Source organism: Arthrobacter sp. 10N43, assembly GCF_056394525.1.
This window is the reverse complement of record NZ_JBFTIA010000019.1, coordinates 20,783-38,191: the sequence shown is the minus strand read 5'-3', so window position 1 is coordinate 38,191 and position 17,409 is coordinate 20,783. Positions and strand designations below refer to the sequence as shown.

General features: G+C 65.5%; 18 protein-coding genes. 7 read left to right on the top strand and 11 right to left on the bottom strand.

What is annotated here, in order from left to right; genetic code table 11:
- Window positions 1-25: 25 nt before the first annotated feature.
- From AC1DDO_RS21485 to AC1DDO_RS21470, 4 genes are all read right to left on the bottom strand, one after another.
- On the bottom strand, window positions 26-451 hold the full coding sequence (locus AC1DDO_RS21485; RefSeq protein WP_476868817.1) for a hypothetical protein: 426 nt from the start codon (window positions 449-451) through the stop codon (window positions 26-28).
- Window positions 444-965: a flagellar export chaperone FliS gene (gene fliS, locus AC1DDO_RS21480; RefSeq protein WP_476868816.1), complete on the bottom strand. Its 522-nt coding sequence runs from the start codon at window positions 963-965 to the stop codon at window positions 444-446. Before fliS ends, AC1DDO_RS21485 begins: the two co-directional genes overlap by 8 nt.
- Window positions 965-2,290 carry a flagellar filament capping protein FliD gene (gene fliD, locus AC1DDO_RS21475; RefSeq protein ID WP_476868815.1) on the bottom strand — a complete coding sequence of 442 codons (1,326 nt, stop codon included), beginning with the start codon at window positions 2,288-2,290 and terminating at the stop codon, window positions 965-967. Before fliD ends, fliS begins: the two co-directional genes overlap by 1 nt.
- Window positions 2,291-2,447: 157 nt before the next feature.
- Window positions 2,448-3,626 (bottom strand): flagellin N-terminal helical domain-containing protein, encoded by a 1,179-nt coding sequence (locus AC1DDO_RS21470; protein ID WP_476868814.1) that lies wholly within the window; start codon window positions 3,624-3,626, stop codon window positions 2,448-2,450.
- A gap of 292 nt (window positions 3,627-3,918) precedes the next feature.
- Between AC1DDO_RS21470 and AC1DDO_RS21465 the strand changes: the two genes are divergently transcribed.
- Genes AC1DDO_RS21465 through fliW form a run of 4 tightly spaced genes read left to right on the top strand, consistent with a single transcriptional unit; the run spans window position 3,919 to window position 7,142 of the window.
- Complete coding sequence (locus AC1DDO_RS21465; RefSeq protein WP_476868813.1) at window positions 3,919-4,404, top strand: flagellar protein FlgN; 486 nt, start codon at window positions 3,919-3,921, stop codon at window positions 4,402-4,404.
- 10 nt (window positions 4,405-4,414) lie between these two features.
- The gene (gene flgK, locus AC1DDO_RS21460) at window positions 4,415-5,833 is read left to right on the top strand and encodes a flagellar hook-associated protein FlgK (protein ID WP_476868812.1); all 1,419 of its coding nucleotides are present in this window, start codon (window positions 4,415-4,417) and stop codon (window positions 5,831-5,833) included.
- A gap of 2 nt (window positions 5,834-5,835) precedes the next feature.
- On the top strand, window positions 5,836-6,741 hold the full coding sequence (gene flgL, locus AC1DDO_RS21455; protein WP_476868811.1) for a flagellar hook-associated protein FlgL: 906 nt from the start codon (window positions 5,836-5,838) through the stop codon (window positions 6,739-6,741).
- 11 nt (window positions 6,742-6,752) lie between these two features.
- The gene (gene fliW / locus AC1DDO_RS21450) at window positions 6,753-7,142 is read left to right on the top strand and encodes a flagellar assembly protein FliW (protein WP_476868810.1); all 390 of its coding nucleotides are present in this window, start codon (window positions 6,753-6,755) and stop codon (window positions 7,140-7,142) included.
- A 27-nt stretch (window positions 7,143-7,169) separates the two neighbouring features.
- On the opposite strand, the gene AC1DDO_RS21445 is transcribed toward fliW, so the two are convergent.
- The 3 genes from AC1DDO_RS21445 to AC1DDO_RS21435 form a co-directional block, all read right to left on the bottom strand.
- Window positions 7,170-7,715: an AMIN-like domain-containing (lipo)protein gene (locus AC1DDO_RS21445; protein WP_476868848.1), complete on the bottom strand. Its 546-nt coding sequence runs from the start codon at window positions 7,713-7,715 to the stop codon at window positions 7,170-7,172.
- Between the two features lie 371 nt (window positions 7,716-8,086).
- A complete protein-coding gene (locus AC1DDO_RS21440; RefSeq protein ID WP_476868809.1) occupies window positions 8,087-8,389 on the bottom strand; it encodes a DUF4193 domain-containing protein in 303 nt (100 codons plus the stop codon).
- A gap of 229 nt (window positions 8,390-8,618) precedes the next feature.
- On the bottom strand, window positions 8,619-9,113 hold the full coding sequence (locus tag AC1DDO_RS21435) for a GyrI-like domain-containing protein (RefSeq protein WP_476868808.1): 495 nt from the start codon (window positions 9,111-9,113) through the stop codon (window positions 8,619-8,621).
- A 164-nt stretch (window positions 9,114-9,277) separates the two neighbouring features.
- On the opposite strand from AC1DDO_RS21435, the gene AC1DDO_RS21430 reads away from it, so the two are divergent.
- From AC1DDO_RS21430 to AC1DDO_RS21420, 3 genes are read left to right on the top strand one after another with little or no spacing between them, the layout of a single operon-like run.
- Window positions 9,278-10,348 carry a nitrilase-related carbon-nitrogen hydrolase gene (locus tag AC1DDO_RS21430; RefSeq protein WP_476868807.1) on the top strand — a complete coding sequence of 357 codons (1,071 nt, stop codon included), beginning with the start codon at window positions 9,278-9,280 and terminating at the stop codon, window positions 10,346-10,348.
- Window positions 10,345-11,385, top strand: a complete 1,041-nt coding sequence (locus tag AC1DDO_RS21425) for an agmatine deiminase family protein (RefSeq protein ID WP_476868806.1) — start codon at window positions 10,345-10,347, stop codon at window positions 11,383-11,385. The genes AC1DDO_RS21430 and AC1DDO_RS21425 overlap by 4 nt, the downstream gene beginning before the upstream one ends.
- 8 nt (window positions 11,386-11,393) lie before the next feature.
- Window positions 11,394-12,962, top strand: a complete 1,569-nt coding sequence (locus AC1DDO_RS21420) for an APC family permease (RefSeq protein WP_476868805.1) — start codon at window positions 11,394-11,396, stop codon at window positions 12,960-12,962.
- A gap of 136 nt (window positions 12,963-13,098) precedes the next feature.
- Here AC1DDO_RS21420 and AC1DDO_RS21415 read toward each other — a convergent pair whose 3' ends face one another.
- From AC1DDO_RS21415 to AC1DDO_RS21400, 4 genes are all read right to left on the bottom strand, one after another.
- Window positions 13,099-14,532 (bottom strand): APC family permease, encoded by a 1,434-nt coding sequence (locus tag AC1DDO_RS21415; protein WP_476868847.1) that lies wholly within the window; start codon window positions 14,530-14,532, stop codon window positions 13,099-13,101.
- Window positions 14,533-14,802: 270 nt separating this feature from the next.
- Window positions 14,803-15,687, bottom strand: a complete 885-nt coding sequence (locus AC1DDO_RS21410) for a polysaccharide deacetylase family protein (protein ID WP_476868804.1) — start codon at window positions 15,685-15,687, stop codon at window positions 14,803-14,805.
- The gene (locus AC1DDO_RS21405; protein WP_476868803.1) at window positions 15,677-16,600 is read right to left on the bottom strand and encodes an NAD-dependent epimerase/dehydratase family protein; all 924 of its coding nucleotides are present in this window, start codon (window positions 16,598-16,600) and stop codon (window positions 15,677-15,679) included. Before AC1DDO_RS21405 ends, AC1DDO_RS21410 begins: the two co-directional genes overlap by 11 nt.
- Window positions 16,601-16,638: 38 nt before the next feature.
- Complete coding sequence (locus AC1DDO_RS21400; RefSeq protein WP_476868802.1) at window positions 16,639-17,397, bottom strand: SDR family NAD(P)-dependent oxidoreductase; 759 nt, start codon at window positions 17,395-17,397, stop codon at window positions 16,639-16,641.
- Window positions 17,398-17,409 lie beyond the last annotated feature (12 nt).

Genomic DNA, 17,409 nt, shown 5'->3' with positions numbered 1-17,409 from the left:
CAGGATGTTTTGGAGCCCGCGATTCCTAGCCGTTGACGTCGAGGTACAGCGCCCCCGCGGACTCCCCGACGCCGGGCACCGAGGACACTGCCTGGAGCTGCCGGGCAACACCCAACCTGGCGTCTTCCAGCCGCAGGGCGACGCGTTCCTGGGCGGCCGCCAAGGCCGCAGCGCGCCGCCGGGCGGCCGCCGGCAAAGGCCCCGGCAGGGCGGGCGGGGACCAGCGTTTTTCCGGTCGCGGCTCCGCCGTGGAACCGGCGGGGACCGCGAGCGGGCCCAGTGGGTCCTTCAGGGTTCGTTCGGCTGCCTGGACAGCCATTTCGAGTACTTCCAGGACTGCCATCCAGGCTGCCAGGGACGTGTCGTCCGGGTTTTCCTCGGGAGCAGGTGATCCAGCGTTGTTGGATCCGGCTCCCCCAAAGCCCGACCCCACGTCTGCCTGGTTAGCCAAAACCTAGGCTCCCGCCGCCTGAGCCGGACTGCGCGTTCCAGGCGCCGGCGCCTGCGAAGGCGGGTGCGGCCGGAGTTGCGGGGGCCGCTGTGGGGAGCGCCCCGCCAGAGAAAGCTGCGGGCGCCGCGGCGGCCTCGTGCCAGGCTTGGCGCAGGGGCTCAAGGAGGTCGATCGCCTCCCGGGTGAGGGCGGGATCGCGTTGGATGTTGGCGTTGACCAGCGCGGTCGAAGCGTAGTTGTAGAGTCCCAGGAGCCCGTCGGCGCCTTCCCAGGTGTCCGTCTTCAGGGAAGACGACAGCTCGGTGATGATCGCCTGCGCGTGGATCAGGTTCTCAGAGGCGACGGACCAGTTCGCGGTTTCCTGGGCCGATTCCGCCCGGCCCAGGTCCAGCAGGAGCCGGTCGTAGAGCATGGTGAGCAGGCGCGCGGGCGGGGCCGAAAGAACCGAGTCCGCGAGGTACTGGTTGCGCTGCGAGGCGTGGCCGTAGCCGCCGGCAAAGGGCATCGAGGTCATTATTTTGACGTACTTCCTGAGAGGCCTGCGATCTGGGACGACAGCCACGCTGACTGCGCTTTCATGCCGCTGAGGGACACCTCGAGCGCCGTGTAGGTCTGCTGCAGGGTGGCGCGGCGGATGGTGAGACGATCATCCCAGCTGGCGATCTGGTCCGTGTAATCCTTGGCGGCAGACTGCTGGCCCTTGATTTTGGTGCTCAGCAGCCCCGTCGTGGGGTCCGAGGCCTGCTTGGCGGCGTCGGCCACGCGGCCGGCGATTGTGGCCACAGCGGCCATGGTTCCCACGGGGTCCTTCGCCATAGCGTCGCCGAACTTGGTGGAGTCGAAATCGATGGATCCGGTCTTGTTCAGGACCAGTCCGAGGTCCGACGGTGACTTGCCGTTGACGGGCTGGGAAGCCGCGGACAGGACGGCCGCGTTGACCGCGCGGATGGTGCTGTCACCGGTGAAGATTCCGCCGGAGGTGATCGCGGCGCCGGAGGCGTCGGTGCTGCTGACCACGTTGCTCTTGGTGGCGATCTGGGCCAGGACGCCGTTGACCGAGCTGACCAGGTCCGAGGCGGCCCTGCTGATCTGGGCGTTGTCGCGGGAGACGGTGATGCGGGCCGGCGTGGCCGAGACCTCGCTCACCGTGGCGGAGACGCCCGGGAGGAGATTGGAGAAAGTGTTGGTGGAGGAATTGAGCGAGACCTCGGCGGCGCTGCCTGCCCAGAGCTTGATCTGGGCGTCCTGCGGTGCCTGGACAGTGGTCAGCGCTGCGGTTCCGTCCGGATCCGCGATGCTGAATCCGCCGGCCACGCCCGACGTCGAGGACGCGAACTGGAGGCGGTACTCGCCGCCGCCCACGGACACTTTTGACGCCACAATGCCGGCGCCGGAGAGGTTCACGGCGGAAACGACGTCGTCGAGTGAACTGGTGAGCGGCGTGACGGTGATGGCCTGTCCGCCCTCGCCGGTAATAGTCATGGTGGTGTAAGGCCACGCGGCGATGTTCTTGGTGACCGAAACCTGGGTCTGTGCCAGCTTGGTTACCGTGAAATCAACGGCTCCGGGCTTCGCCCCGGCGCTGACGGAGGCCGTGACGTTCGAGGCGCTGCTGGTCGCCGAGTAGAGTTCCAGGTTCTTGGGGTCCGAGAGTTTCCCCGCCTTGGTGGCCAGATCTGCGACGGCCGAATTGAGGCCCTGAAGCGCTGAGATGCGGGTCTGGACAGCCGCAGCCTTGCTTTTGATGAGGTTCTGCGGTGCAGCCTCAATCGTCATCAGCGAATTGATCAGGGATGTGGTGTCCAGTCCACTGGACAGCCCATCAATGGAGAGTCCCACGCCTACAACTCCTTAGAACAATCGAAAAGATGAAATACGTAACAGCCGGTGGTACTGCAGAGCGCCCGGGGAGAGGTTTTCACCCTCCCCGGGCGCCAAGTCCTCGCCTAAAAACTAGCGGAGAGGGGCCGCTGAGCCGGCCCCTCTCACGTTAGGTCTAGCGGAGAAGCTGCAGAACACCCTGGCTGGTCTGGTTGGCCTGGGCCAGCATTGCGGTGCCGGCCTGGGACAGGATGTTGTTGCGGGTGAACTTGACCATTTCCTCAGCCATGTCCGTGTCGCGGATACGGGAGTTGGAAGCCGTCAGGTTTTCCTTGGCCACGTTGATGGTCTGCACAGCGGACTCAAGGCGGTTCTGGGTCGCACCGAGATCGGCGCGGGCCGTGGAAACGTACTTGATCTGGGTATCGATGGCGACCAGGGAAGCCTGAGCTGCACTGGTCGAGGAGAAGTCAAGACCCGTGCCGCTAACGACTGTGCTGCCGGCATTGAACACGCCCGAGCCCGACGGATCGGTCAGGTCGATCGTGCCGCCATCGTTAGACCGGATGATGATGCCATCGCCCGTGCCGTTCGTGCTCTTGGAGACTGAGGCCGTGAAGCTCGAGTTGAAGTTCTTGTCCGCGTTGAGCTTGGCAACGAAGTCCTCTGCGGTGGTGGCTGCAGCGGTGGTAGTGACAGCCACGGTGGTCGTGACGCCACCCTTGACCGACTCAAAGGTGTAAGCACCTGCGGCGAGACCCTGGGGGCTGCCGTCCGTGGCGCTGAACGCTGCAACCTTGAACGTGGTGGAACCGGACGCTGCCGACCCCAGTGCTGTCGCGACAGAACCGACGTTAGCAGAGGACAGGTTGACGTCGATGATGCTCTGCGCGTCAGCGTTGGCGCCGACCTGAAGCGACATCTTCGCCTTGGAGCCGTCCAGCAGCTGGGCACCGTTGAAGTTCGTGGAGCCGGCGATGCGGTCCAGTTCCTTCACGAGGCTGTCAGCTTCGGTCTTGATGGCGCCGCGGGATTCTGCGTTGTTGGTATCGTTCGCGGCCTGGACGCCCAGGTCACGCAGGCGCTGCAGGATGGAGTGAGCCTGGTTCAGGCCGCCTTCAGCGGTCTGGACTGCGCCGATGCCATCCTGGGCGTTGCGGGCGGCAACCGTCAGGCCACCGATCTGGGACTTCAGGCCTTCGGAGAGAGCCAGGCCGGCCGCGTCGTCACCGGCGCGGTTGATGCGCAGGCCGCTGGAAAGCTTCTCCAGCGACTTGGACAGGTCGTTCTGGGTGTTGCTGAGGCTGCGGTAAGCGTTGTTCGCAGCCAGGTTGGTGTTGATCTGCATTCCCATGATGTTTCCTCCATGATTGGGACTTGTGCGACGGCCCATCCGTGGGCCTTCAGGAGTAGTTATCGCCCGGCTGATAACTCTGGTAAGGGGAATCCGAAAAAATGTTTTCCGGCTTGATGCTGCCCTGCGGTGTCGTGAAGTCCAGCGTGATATCAGCTTTATTGCTGCTAACGCTTGCCGCAGCCCTGCCGATAGTTTCTACGAACCCAGCTGTTGGCTGAATCGTCCGCACGATTAATCAGCCGCCCCGGCACCACCGCACCTGTCACCGAAGAGGGAGTCCTCCGGACCTATGGCCATCCACGAACTGTCAGCCCTGCTGTGGCGGGAGCGTGAACTCCTGGACGTTCTCACTTTCAAGCTGGAGGAAGAGCAACTGCTGCTCACCTCAGGCAAATCGCGCTGGCTGGCCCACGGCACCAAGGAAGTCGAGCAGGTCCTCGAGCACCTCTCCAAGGCGAGCCTGGCGCGCACCATCGAGGCCGCCGTCGTCGCCGAAACCTGGGGTTTGCCCTCCGATGCTTCGCTCGGGGAGCTGGCCGCTGCCGCCCCGGAAGGCGCCTGGTCCGAGGTCCTGACCGCGCACCTGACCGCGCTGACCCGCCAGACGGCCCTCATCAAGGAGCTGCGCGACTCCAATGAGCAGTACCTGCGCACCGCGGTCCGTTCCACCCAGGAGTCCCTGGCCGACCTCCGGCCCGCCGCCGCCGGCACGTACGACGCCCACGGCAAGACCGGGGAAACCGCCGGCTCGCGCCTTTTCGACAAGCAATTCTAAGGAAGCGACCATGAGCACCTTTGGCGCCCTGAATACCGCCTACCGGGGGCTGACGGCTGCCCAGCAGGGCATGAACGTCGCCGGCCAGAACATCGCCAACGCCGCTACCGAGGGCTACACCCGGCAGCGCGTTCAGCAGTCCTCCATCGCCGCCCCGGCCCAGGGCCTCTTCGGCTCGGGCCGCCCGGAGTCCGGCAACGGTGTCTCGGTGGACGGCATCGCCCGTCTCGGCAGCAGCTTCCTGGACGCGGGTGTCCGCTCTGCCGGCGCCCGGGCCGGTTACGCCGGTGTCCGGTCCGCCGCGCTGCAGGGAATCGAGGGGATCCTGCAGGAACCGGGCGACAACGGGATTTCCTCCGCGCTGCACAACTTCTGGTCGGCCTGGCAGGGCGCGTCCAACCAGCCCGGGGAATCCGGTCCGGCGGGGCAGCTCCTGCAGGCCGGCAACGAGCTCACCGCGAAGATCTCCGCCGGCTATCAGTCGCTGACGGCGCAGTGGACCAGCGTTCGCGGCCAGGCCCAGGACAACGTCGACGCCGTCAACTCTGCGGCAGCGCAGGTGGCCGCGTTCAACGCGACCATTCGCTCGACGACCGCTGCGGGCGGTTCAGCCAACGAACTCATCGACGCTCGGGCCAAGCTCACGGAGACGATCTCCCGCCTGACCGGCGGAACTGTCCGCGAACAGGCTGACGGCACCGTGGACATCCACGTCGGCGGCAACGCCCTCGTCATGGGCACCTCGGTCCGGGCCCTGGCCCTCTCCGGCACGCAGTCCGGGGACTCGCTCGGGTCCCCGGTCCAGCTCGAATGGGCGGACCGGCCCGGCGCGGCCGTGCCGGTCACCGACGGCGAAATCGCCGGCGCCCTGTCCGTCCTGGCGCCTGCCAACAGCGCAGGCACCGGCGGCGCGATTGCCGAGGCAGCGGCGTCGTACAACACGTTTGCTTCAAACCTGAGGGACGCCGTCAACGCCCTCCACAACGGCGCCCGGACCTCCACCGGGGCGGTGGCCGGCAACTTCTTCAGTCCGGCCTCCGGGCTGCCGGCGGCGCTGGATATCGCTGTCCTGCCCAAAGACGCCAGCGGCATCGGCATCGGCGCCGGGGCTGGGAATCTGGACAACAGCGTGGCGGACAAGATTTCCCAGCTCGGCACGGGTCCCGGATCCCCGGACAGCCTCTGGGCCGGCGTCGTGACGGGGATCGGTGTCCTGTCCCGGGGCGCGCAGCAGCACGATGCCCTGGCCGCCGCGTCGCAGGCGTCCGCCCAGGCCAACCGCGCGTCCTCCGCCTCGGTCAGCCTGGACGAGGAAAACGTCAGCCTGCTCACTAACCAGCACGCCTACCAGGCCGCCGCCCGGGTCATGACGGCCGTGGACGAGGCCCTGGATGTTTTGATCAACCGCACCGGACTGGTAGGAAGGTAGACATGCTGAACCGGGTAACAAACCTGACCATGAGCACGTCGGCCCAGCGGACGCTGCAGGCCCAGCAGGCGAAACTCGCCGAACTGCAGGACAAGGCGAGCACCCTCGACAAGATCTCCCGGCCCTCGGACGACCCCGCGGCCACGGCGCAGGCCCTCCAGACCCGCTCCCGGATCGCCGCCGCCGCCCAGTACGGCCGGAACATCGACGACGGCGACCGCTGGCTCACCGCCGCGGATTCCGCCCTGGAGCAGGCCACCAACGTGGTCCACAAAATGCAGGACCTCACGGTCCAGGCCGGCAACGGCACGCTCAACCAGTCGGGCAGGGACGCGATCGCCCTCGAGCTCGAGGGCCTGAACAAGGACCTCCTGTCGATCGCCAACCGAAAGCACCTGGGCCGCAACATCTTCGCAGGCAGTTCGGACGCTGCCAACGCCTTCACCGCCGGGACATCTGGCCCGCCGGCCACGCCCGCGACGTTCAACGGGATTGCCAACAGCTCCGTGGAGCGCCGCATCAGTGAAAACCAGACCGTCCGGGTGGACGCCGACGGCGCCGCGATCTTCGGTGACGGCGCCACGTCGATCTTCGAAACCGTCAGCGGAATCGTCAACGGACTGCGCAGCAACTCGGACGTGACGGCACTGGCCGGCAAGCTCGAGTCCGGGGCCAAGGACGTCATCAACGGGCGTTCTGACATCGGAACACGCCAGGCCCAGCTGGAACGTGCCAGCAGCGTCAACACAGAATTGGAGGCCACCTTGGATGCACAGAAGACGGGCATCGAGAAGGCAGATCTTGGCAGCGTCATCATGGACCTGAAGCTTCAGGAGACCAACTACCAGGTGGCCCTGGCCGCGACGGCGCGCGTGCTTCAGCCGACGCTGATGGACTTCCTGCGGTGAGTGCCCCGGTCATGGACACTCCTGTCGCCAACCTGCCTGTCGTGTTCACCGCGCCCATGCCGGGCTTCGAGGATCTGCACGACTTCAGCCTGCGCAGCGTCGAGGGCGCGCCCGGGCTGTATGCCCTGGAAGCTGCTTCCTCTCCGGTGCGGCTGTTCCTGGCCGACGCCGCCGTGTTTGCTCCCAGCTACGCCCCGCCCATCCCTGCAGCAGCGCTGGAGGCACTGGACCTTCCGGAGTCGGAGGTACCCCAGGTACTGATCGTCCTCAACCACACCCCCGGTTCCACCACGGTCAACCTCATGGCCCCGATCGTCCTCAACCGCAGCACGGGACGCTGCACCCAGCTGGTGCTCGACGGCCGGGACTACCCGCTTCGGGCCGAACTCAACTCCCTCTAGCCACCGGGCCCGCCGGGTTCGGCCGGTTCACCAGAAGTGCGCCACATCCACCACGAACCGTGACCCGGTGCCCGGTCCGGCCAGGGCAAGGACCCGGAACGGCAGCCGGGCACGGACCCCCAGGCCCAGGCTGCTGTAACCCTCGAAGCTGCCCGCCCACGCCACCTGCCGAAACGTCTGGTACCCGCTCACGTTCACAAGTTCATTCTTGTCCGCAGGGGTGTACGTGGAGTTGCCGTTGCTGTCATAGGCCGGCGCGTTGACCGTGAGCTGGATGAAGGCCTGGCCGCGCAGCAGGACCGGCAGGCCCGACCCGTCCTGCAGTACTTGGGGAACATAGCGGACGGTGTAGCCGGCCACCGGGCCGTTCAGGTCGATGACGAGCCGATCGAAGCAGTAGTGCTGGCCGCTCCGGACGTTCACCGCCTGGGCCTGGCTCATGGCAGGATCCGTTTTCATCAGCGATCCCCAGACCAGTCCGCAGTATGGGTCCGCGGCTGCCGGCGCCGGTGCGAGCATCCCCAGGCCTATGGCCATCAGCACTGCCGCGAGCAATGCGTGGATCTTCTTCACCTGGATCTTCTTCAGCTGGGTCTTTTTCAAAGCGGCCACCCCCTGACACTGAACTGCTCCGATATTGAACGCACTGCCCTGTGTTGACGGGCGGTCTGGGCGGGGAGCCTGGACGGGCGGCACTGTCAGACGCTTTCAGCGTAAGCGGAGCCGAACCGGCGGGCGAGGCCGCCCACCATTTCGGCGCCCAACTGTTAGCGCGGCCCGCCGCCGGTCACGGACGGATGTCTCCGGAGGGTGCTTCGAGATTCGTTTACGAACAGATAACGCGCCCGCTCGCTGGGTCCAGGCGTGCCGGAGCGGGCAGGAACGCACGAAGCGCCGGCACCCTGGCGGGTCCGGCGCTTCGTGCGTTTAGTGCTGGAAGGCTCTTAGCCTTCGCAGTCGCGGCAGTACTTCATGCCGTTCTTTTCAAGGGCAACCTGGGACCGGTGGCGGACCAGGAAGCAGGAGGCACAGGTGAATTCATCGGACTGCTCGGGAACAACAACGACGGTCAGCTCTTCGCCGGACAGATCCGCACCCGGGAGATCAATGCCTTCGGCGGTGTCGTTCTCATCGACGTCGATCACAGCAGTCTGCGCGCCGCCACCGCGGGACGCCTGCAGGGCCTCCAGCGACTCGGCGGGAGATTCTTCTTCTGTCTTGCGTGGGGCGTCGTAATCGGTAGCCATTTTGGGGTTCACTTTCGTTGCTGCGCAGCGCCATTTCAGGCACCTCAGTGAAGCAGTTTAGGACATTATGCATGGAGTTGAGCAATAGTGTGGCCAATCCGACACAATGAGACTGCCGGGCCGCGGAAATCCGGGGCAGCGGCCCTGGCCGGAGCCCGGCCGTGGGCGTCGGCCGGGCGGTTCAGGTCGGGTCCAGACGGGCAGTCCAGGACGGGTTCAGACGGGCAGGTCACGCGACCGGCCAAACCACCAGAGTCTGCCATTTCGCCGGGTCGGGTTCGACGCCGGGATCGGTCAGGTAGTACTCCCACATTGCCTCCCCCGGGCTCGCGCCGTCGTGCCGCATCCGCGCCATGATGGCGCCGTAGGTCTGCGGCAGTGATTCGTAGGGACCGATGTGCATCGCCTCGTAGGCCCGGCCCGCGGGGAGGCTCCCGGCGATGACCGCGGTGTCCGCGCCGCCCGGGTTCGTGAAGGGCGCGGCGAGGGGGAACCCCGCTTCGACATCGACGACGTCGGTCGGCGTGCCGCGGTACAGCGCGAACGGCGGTCCGGCCAGCTGGACGTGCTGCTCCTGCACCGCGCCCATGACGGCACCGAAGGCACGGCCGAAAAAGTCCCGCAGGGCGTTCATCGGGACAGTCTCGTGCACCACCGCCGTCGGCTGTTCCTGGAGCTGGGCGGCCTTGATGTCCGGGGCGGGCCCCGGATTCGCTGGAGTCATACGCCCAGATTCTGCCGCGCCCATTCCGCGGTCTAGGGCCTTACGGCCCGCCGCCGAATAAATAAATGAACTTTATTCATTTTTGGTCTTGTCCCGAGCTGCGAGTGCCCCGATACTAAATGAACAACGTTCATTTCTGTGACGCCCGTCTCACTGGAGTAGCCATGATTGAAATCACTTCGCTCGATTGCCCGCCCTCCCTCGCCCGGACGGCGCCGTCCGGCCGGCCGGCGCTGCGCGTCGGCGTCGTGCAGCACCGCTGGCAGCCCGACGCCACGGCCCTGCGCGCCGAACTGGACGAAGGCATCGGGCGCGCCGCCCGACTGGGAGCCACCGTCGTCTTCCTGCCCGAACTCACCCTGTCCCGCTACCCGGCGGACACGCTTCCGGAGAACGACACGACCGGCGGCGGGGCCACGCGCCCGCGGCCCTCGGACATCGCCGAGGACCTGCTCACCGGCCCCACGTTCCACTTCGCGGCGGACGCGGCCCGCCGGCACGGAGTCTGTGTCCATGCCTCGCTGTACCAGAAGGCGGAGAACCCGGACGGCTCCGATGACGGACTCGGCCTGAACACCGCCATCCTGGTGTCCCCCGAAGGCGAACTGCTGGGCCGCACCCACAAGCTGCATATCCCCGTCACGGCCGGCTACTACGAGGACAAGTTCTTCCGCAAGGGCCCCGAGGGCGAGGACGCCTATGAGGTCCACTCCCCCGCCGAACTCGGCGGCGCACGGCTGGGCATGCCCACCTGCTGGGACGAGTGGTTCCCCGAGCTGGCGCGGATCTACTCCCTCGGCGGGGCAGAAATCCTGGTCTACCCCACGGCCATTGGCTCCGAGCCGGACCACCCGGACTTCGACACCCAGCCGTTGTGGCAGCAGGTCATTGTGGGCAACGGGATTGCCAACGGGCTGTTCATGGTGGCCCCCAACCGCTACGGCAGCGAAGGCACGCTGAACTTCTACGGCTCGTCCTTCATCTCCGATCCCTATGGCCGGATCCTCGCCCAAGCGCCGCGGGACGAATCCGCCGTGCTGGTCGCGGATCTGGACCTTGACCAGCGCAAGGACTGGCTCACGCTCTTCCCGTTCCTGGCCACGCGCCGCCCGGACACTTACGCGCGGCTGACCGAACCCGTGCGCCCCGAGGCCCCGCTCGGTCCTGACGCACATAGTGCCACTGCGCAGAAGACCACTGAGCAGACGGCAACCATGCAGAAGGCCACGGCGTGAGCGCCTGGCGGATGCCGTCCGAAACGGCACCCCAGGACCGCGTCTGGATGGCGTTTCCCACCGGCGGCTACACGCTGGGCGAGACAGCGGAAGAAGCCCACGCCGCCCGATCTGTCTGGGCCGCCGTCGCGAACGCCGTCGTGGATTTCGAACCCGTCACCATGGTGGTGGCCCCGGACGACGTCGAGACCGCCGCCGGCTACCTCCGCCCGGAGATCGAGGTGGTCACCGCCGCGCTGAACGATGCCTGGATGCGGGACATCGGCCCCACGTTCGTGCTGGACAACGCCGGCCGGCTCGGCGCCGTGGACTGGGTCTTCAACGGCTGGGGGGGCCAGGACTGGGCCGCCTGGGACAAGGACTCGCTCGTGGCAGCGGACGTCGCGGCACGCTCCGCGGCCCGCCACGTCGTCTCGCCGCTGGTGAACGAGGGCGGCGGCATCCACGTCGACGGCGAAGGCACGGTCCTCGTCACCGAGACGGTCCAGCTGGATCCGGGCCGCAACCCGGGGCTCAGCAAGGCCGACGTCGAGGCAGAACTGGCCAGGACGCTGGGCGCCACGCACGTCGTTTGGCTTCCGCGGGGGCTGACCCGGGATTCGGAACGGTTCGGCACCCGCGGGCATGTCGACATCGTCGCCGCCATCCCGTCCCCGGGCACGTTGCTGGTCCACTCCCAGCAGAACCCGGAGCACCCCGACTTCCAGGTCAGCCGGGACATCATCAACCACCTCGCCACCACCCGGGACGCGGCCGGCCGCGAATGGAACATCATCGAGGTCCCCGCCCCGGAAATCCTCACGGACGAGGAAGGCTTCGTCGACTACAGCTACATCAACCACCTGGTGGTCAACGGCGGCGTCATCGCCTGCACCTTCGGCGACCCGATGGACGACAAGGCCTTGCGAATCCTCGGCGATGCCTACCCCGGCCGCACAGTGGTGGGCATCGACGCCCGCGAGCTCTTCGCCCGCGGCGGCGGCATCCACTGCATCACCCAGCAGCAACCATCCGCCTCCCAGAATCTCCCAGAATAAGGTCAGCCATGAGTCAAACTATCGGCCGTGAAGACGGCACCATCACGCACGACGTCGTCGATCCGGCCGGTTCCAAGCACGGCATCTCGGGCAAGGGGCTCAAGGGCGGCCAGCTTGGCCTGCTCGCCGTCGTCGTCCTCGGCATTTCCTCCGTGGCGCCCGCCTACAGCCTTACCAGCTCGCTGGGACCCGCGGTCGGCGCCGTCGGCCTGCAGCTGCCGGCGATCTTCATCGTTGCGTTCATCCCCATGATCCTGGTGGCGTTCGCTTACCGGGAGCTCAACGCCGATTCCCCGGACAGCGGCACCACCTTCACGTGGGCCACCAAGGCGTTCGGCCCGTTCGTCGGCTGGATGGGCGGCTGGGGGCTGCTGGCGGCCAACATCATTGTTTTGTCCAACCTGGCCGGCGTCGCGGTGGACTTCTTCTACCTCTTCCTGGCCCAGGTCTTCAACAACCCCGAGCTCGCGGACCTGACCTCCAACACCGCCGTGAACATCCTGACCTGCCTCGTGTTTGTGGCACTGGCCGTCTGGGTCAGCTACCGCGGCCTGCACGCCACCAAGCTGGTGCAGTACACCATGGTCGGATTCCAGGTGCTCGTCCTGGGCATCTTCGTCGTCATGGCGCTCACCCACGCCGCCTCGGGCGACTCGGGCACCGCAATCGCCTTCAGCTGGGACTGGTTCAACCCGATGAAGATCGGCAGCTTCGAGCAGTTCGCCGCGGGCATGTCACTGGCCGTCTTCGTCTACTGGGGCTGGGACGTCTGCCTCACCGTGAACGAGGAAACCAAGGGCGGCAAGGGCACGGCAGGCCGGGCGGGAACAACGACGGCGGTCGCCGTCCTGGCCCTCTACCTCGTCGCGATCGTGGCCACCATGATGGTGGCCGGCACCGGAACCGACGGCATCGGCCTGAACAACCCGGACAACCAGTCGAACATCTTCGCGGCACTGGCCTCCCCCGTCATGGGCCCGCTGGCCATCCTGATGTCCCTGGCCGTGCTCTCCGGCACCGCGTCGTCCCTGCAGTCCACCATGGCCTCCCCCGCCCGCAGCCTGCTGGCGATGGGCCACTACGGCGCCCTGCCGTCGCGCTTCGCATCCGTCAGCAAGCGCTTCGGGTCCCCGGGCTACGCCACGGTGATCGCCGGCGTGATTTCCGGCGGCTTCTACGCCGTCATGAAGGTGGTCAGCGAAAACGTCCTCAACGACACCATCATGGCCCTGGGCCTGATGATCTGCTTCTACTACGCCCTTACTGCGTTCGCCTGCACGTGGTACTTCCGTCACAGCCTGTTCTCCAGTGTCCGCAACGTCTTCATGCGGCTGCTGTTCCCGGTCCTTGGCGGACTGGTCCTCACCGTGGTCTTCTTCCAGACCGCCGTGGACAGCTGGGCACCGGAATTCGGCAGCGGCTCCGAGGTCTTCGGCGTGGGCCTGGTGTTCATCCTGGGCATCGGCATTCTCGCCCTGGGCGTGGTGGTCATGCTCGTGACCGCGAAGCTGCATCCGGGATTCTTCCGGGGCGAGACCATCCGAAAGGACACCCCCGCCCTGGTGGTTCCGGAGTAGCCCCAGTTGCAAGACACGACGCACGGCTTTGCCCCCTGCTGCGGGGCAAAGCCGTGCGTTTTGCTGTCACGTTTACTGTCAGCGGACCCTGCGCGTGCTGATCGGCGCTACTGGGCAACTTCTTGCTGGGCGGCGCTCACGGACCGATCTGCAACAGTTCCGGCTCCGTCTCTGTCTCCGTCTCCGTCTCTGTCACTGTCTCGGCAGACGAGGGGCCGCTATTGCGCCGACGCAGGCGCCTTTCCACCGCGAAACCCGCCAGGCCAAGGAGCACGAACACCACAATCACTGCGTAGTTTTGGTACCACGGCGCCTCCGGCTGCCGGGGCCATGCGATATTGACGATCTCAAAACCCAACCACAACAGCGCAGCCACGTTCACCACCGGGCCGAAAACTCCCAGGCTGAAGGGTCCGGCCTTCCATGCTCCTTTCAGCCGCACTACTAGGGCGGCCAGCACTGGGAAGATGAAAGCCACGTAGAAGCCCGCCGTTGCGAACGCAATGAGGGCGCCGTACACCTGCGATGCCGACAGTGCAAGGACGATCATTGAAGCGACCGCAGAGACTAAGAGGGCGTTGATGGGCAGCCGGTCGGTCTTGCTGAGGCGCCTCAGAACCTTGGCCGCAGGCAGGGCATCCAGCCGGGCGAATGCGAAAATCGATCGCGATACGGCAGCCTGCAGCGCTACCGTCCCCGCGATGAATCCCAGGACGATGGTCACCAGGAGCGGCTTGGTGATTCCCTCGCCAAGATTGGCAGTCAGGGTTGTCGTAATCGGGTCCGGGTCTGCCCCGGACATGGCGGCACCAATATCCGGGATTGCCAGGAGCAGGGCAAGGCACGAAAACGTGATGACCGATGCCACCGTGACCAGGGACGTCAGCACAGCCCGAGGCACTCTGCGTTCGGGCGATCGAACTTCCTCGGCTATTGCGCCTGCACTTTCAAATCCAACAAACGACCATCCGATAATTGCCACTGCCGCCAGGAAAGGCCCAAAGACGTATGCGGTGGTGTCGGGTGCGGATCCGAAGGACTCCAGGATCGTGCTGAGGGAATTTCGGCGATGGAAGATGATGAGTACCAACCCGACTCCCAGGCTGGCGATGACCTCGCACACGATGCTCACGGTCACCAGCAGGCTCAGCCATTTCCTGCCGGCGGAGTTGGCAATCGTACTGACCAACAAGATGACGGCGCCCAGGATGATTTTCGTTGTCGTGTCAGGCTGTTCGATGCCGAGCAATGAGGCCAGGAATGTGCCTCCGCCGAAGGCTACAGCGGCGACTGTGATGATGAGGGTCCAGATGTAGGCCCATCCTGCGTACCAGCTGTAGGTGTGCCCCAGAAGGGACCTGGACCAAAGGCAGACCCCTCCGGCAACAGGCCAACGTGAAGCGAGCTCGGCAAGGACCGCCGCTACCAGGGCCTGGCCCAAGAGAACCGCCAGCAGGCCCCACCAGAAGGCCGGCCCTGCGGCCATCAGTGCCAAGCCAAATACGCCGTACAAGCCGATGATTGGCGACATGAACGCGAACGCCAAAGAGAACGAGGACCAGAACCCCATCTCCCGTTTGAGTTGGAGGGATTCAGGATTGGGCGTCTGTGGTGGACCAGGTGCCTCCGACAACAGCTGGGACGGGGAGTTCATTGCTATGGGCCTTCTTTCGCTGGGACGGTCATGGGGTTGAAGCTTCACAACGCGCGGCTGGCGTGGCTGAAGCGCAGGCCAGGGGCTTAGCCCCTGGCCTGTTGTGTTGTGGGATCAGCAGTGTTCGCCGTTGCGCCGTGTTAAGTAGTCCGAAGTTCAGTAGTCCGCAGTTCAGTAGTCCGCAGTTCAGTAGTCCGGATACAGCTCCGCGGACGCTGTGACTGGATTAAGGGGCCCGGCAATCAATTCCGGGTCACTGAGGGCCGCTTCCGCGAGGGCTTCGCAGGTCGAGAAGCGGACGTCGCCTCGTTGCAGCGCCGTTTCAATAACGGTCAGCAGTGCTTCCAGCCGTCCTGCCCGCCCAGTGAGAAAGGGGTGGCACGTGAGCATGAAAAGCGCCCCATGACGTCGCATTGCGTCGATCTCGTGAATCCACATATCAGCGACCACCAGTGGCGACTGGATGATTTCACCGATCTTGGGTTCCGGAAGGAACGCGTACTGCTCCCAGTCGTCCAGGCTCCAATGCGGGGGAAGCTCCGCAATCGTTCCTGCGGGGGTTTCAATCAGATACGGGACGTCCGCGTCCATCAGGCTGGAATCGTATTTCAGCCCGTACTCAGCTACCAACGACGGCGTCTGCCAAGAGGGCTCCCACAGTGCGGCCCTATGCCCCTTTGGCGCAATGCCGAAGCGCCCGAGTGCGACAAGCGCCAGGTCGAAATCGGCACGTTCCTCGTCGAAACTCATGTTCACTGCGGTGCGGTGAGTGTGTGAGTGGTGCGCGATCTCATGCCCCGCTTCCAGGACCTGTTCAACCATGTGGGGATAGCGCTCCGCGGTAACCCCTGGAATGAAGAATGTCGCCGGCTGTTGGACATCTTTCAGCATTTGGAGAATCCGAGGAACACCCACCTTGGGTCCGAACGCCTGGTGAGTCATCGCCATCGCATTCTCGGCGTAGCGGCGGCCGGCCGCCAGAACGGGTGACTCGGCGTCGACGTCGAACGTCAACGCGGCAACGCAGGCCGCCCCCTGCCTCCATCCGCCCTTAGCGGGCTCAGAAGTCATGGCTGGAAAGCCAGTCTGCGTAGTCGCCGATGGCCCGCTGCAGCGGCCAGGCCGGTTCGTAGCCCAGATCCGCGGCCGCGGAAGCGATGCTGAAGTGGCCCTGCAGGTCCAGGGTTGGATCCGCCCCGGGACCGATCTCCACAGTGGCGTCCGGGAATGCGATTCGTACTTCCTTGACGACGTCGCTGAGTGTCCAGTACTCGCTGCCGGAGATGTTGTAGGCCAGCGGCCTGGCCGAGGCTGTTTGTGGTGCCTGGACTGCCGCCAGGATGGCAAGAGCGACGTCGCGGACGTAGACCAGGTTGTAGCGGTGATCGGCCCCGCGGTCCTGTGAGAACGCACCGTCACGGACCACGCCGCGCATGATATCCCGCATGACTTCATCCATGCGGTTTCCGGGTCCGTAAACCTGCCCGATGCGCAGGGAGATAACGTCGATCCCGTACCTGTCGCCGTAGACCTGGCCGAGCCACTCCCCGGTAACCTTCGTCACGGCGTAGGGCGTCGTGGGATTTACGGGCTCCGATTCGAGAACCACAGGTGCCGAGGTCTTGCCGTACACGCACTCGGAAGAGAAGAAGATGATCCGTTTGACGCCGTGCAGTCGCGCCGCCTCGAAAACCGCCACCGTCCCTTCGACGTTGGCAGCAAAGGTTGCCAGGGGGAAGCTCAGGGAATAGGTCGGGTGGGATATTGCGGCGGTGTGGACGATGGTGTCGACGTCGTGCTCCTTGAATACTTCCAGGAGCCGAGGGACATCGAACAGCTCGCCCTGAACGGAAACGACGTCGGGGCGAGGAGCCTCGAGGAAATCCCGGTTGTAGCTGACGGTTTGGTGGCCGGCGTCGGCAAGTTCGTTGATGATGTGGCGTCCGGTGAATCCGGCACCGCCCGTGACCAGGACAGAGCTCATGTGATTTTGCCTTTCAGTACGTGCGTTGGATGTGGGATTCAATGTCCGAGTGGGAACGTCGTGGTTCGACCACCGTCGACAACAAGGTTTGTTCCCGTGACATATGAGGAATCAGGGCCCAGTAGCCACAGCGCCGCGGCTGCGATCTCCTCCGGCAGGGCGAACCGGCCAAGCGGCACGGACGCTTCGTCCCTGGCGCGTTCTGCTTCGTTCGCGAACTCGGCCGCGAGCATCGGAGTATCTGTCGTGCCCGGGGATAGTGCGTTGACCCGGACGCCGGCAGGGGCAAGTTCGGCGGCCAAAGACCGCATCATCGAAAGGACGCCGCCCTTGGTCGCGGTGTACGCGGAGTAGCCCGTCTGGCCGACCAGTGACAGCTCGCTGGCGGTGCAGACCAGCGATCCGCCGCCGTTGGATGTGAGCGTTCGCGCCGCTGCCCTGGCGAAGTGGAAGGTGCCGGTCAAGTTCACCTGGATCAGTCTTTGCCACAGCTCGTCGGACGTTTCTGCGATGGGCGCCACGCTGGAGATCCCTGCAGCGTTGAAGGCTCCGCTCAGTGGTCCGAGTTCGGCTTCCGCCTGGGCGAAGGCGCTATCGACCTGCAGGGACTCAGATACGTCGGCTTCGATGAAGATCACAGCGCCGGTCAGCTGGCGTTTTGCATCATCAAGCAGCCGGTCAGGCAGCCCTACTGCTGCGACCTTGGCCCCTTGCGCCAGGAGGGCTCGAGTGGTAGCGAGACCGATGCCGGAGCTGGCTCCCGTGACAAGGTAGGCGTTGTCCTGAAAATGGCTCATGTCTTCTCTTCC

Bases quoted from the DNA above. Each gene is read 5' to 3' on its own strand.
- fliS (WP_476868816.1), bottom strand. From the start codon at position 965: ATGACCTCGATGCCCTTTGCCGGCGGCTACGGCCACGCCTCGCAGCGC.
- AC1DDO_RS21470 (WP_476868814.1), bottom strand. From the start codon at position 3,626: ATGGGAATGCAGATCAACACCAACCTGGCTGCGAACAACGCTTACCGC.
- AC1DDO_RS21465 (WP_476868813.1), top strand. From the start codon at position 3,919: ATGGCCATCCACGAACTGTCAGCCCTGCTGTGGCGGGAGCGTGAACTC.
- flgK (WP_476868812.1), top strand. From the start codon at position 4,415: ATGAGCACCTTTGGCGCCCTGAATACCGCCTACCGGGGGCTGACGGCT.
- flgL (WP_476868811.1), top strand. From the start codon at position 5,836: ATGCTGAACCGGGTAACAAACCTGACCATGAGCACGTCGGCCCAGCGG.
- fliW (WP_476868810.1), top strand. From the start codon at position 6,753: ATGGACACTCCTGTCGCCAACCTGCCTGTCGTGTTCACCGCGCCCATG.
- AC1DDO_RS21440 (WP_476868809.1), bottom strand. From the start codon at position 8,389: ATGGCTACCGATTACGACGCCCCACGCAAGACAGAAGAAGAATCTCCC.
- AC1DDO_RS21435 (WP_476868808.1), bottom strand. From the start codon at position 9,113: ATGACTCCAGCGAATCCGGGGCCCGCCCCGGACATCAAGGCCGCCCAG.
- AC1DDO_RS21430 (WP_476868807.1), top strand. From the start codon at position 9,278: ATGATTGAAATCACTTCGCTCGATTGCCCGCCCTCCCTCGCCCGGACG.
- AC1DDO_RS21420 (WP_476868805.1), top strand. From the start codon at position 11,394: ATGAGTCAAACTATCGGCCGTGAAGACGGCACCATCACGCACGACGTC.
- AC1DDO_RS21415 (WP_476868847.1), bottom strand. From the start codon at position 14,532: ATGGGGTTCTGGTCCTCGTTCTCTTTGGCGTTCGCGTTCATGTCGCCA.
- AC1DDO_RS21410 (WP_476868804.1), bottom strand. From the start codon at position 15,687: ATGACTTCTGAGCCCGCTAAGGGCGGATGGAGGCAGGGGGCGGCCTGC.
- AC1DDO_RS21405 (WP_476868803.1), bottom strand. From the start codon at position 16,600: ATGAGCTCTGTCCTGGTCACGGGCGGTGCCGGATTCACCGGACGCCAC.
- AC1DDO_RS21400 (WP_476868802.1), bottom strand. From the start codon at position 17,397: ATGAGCCATTTTCAGGACAACGCCTACCTTGTCACGGGAGCCAGCTCC.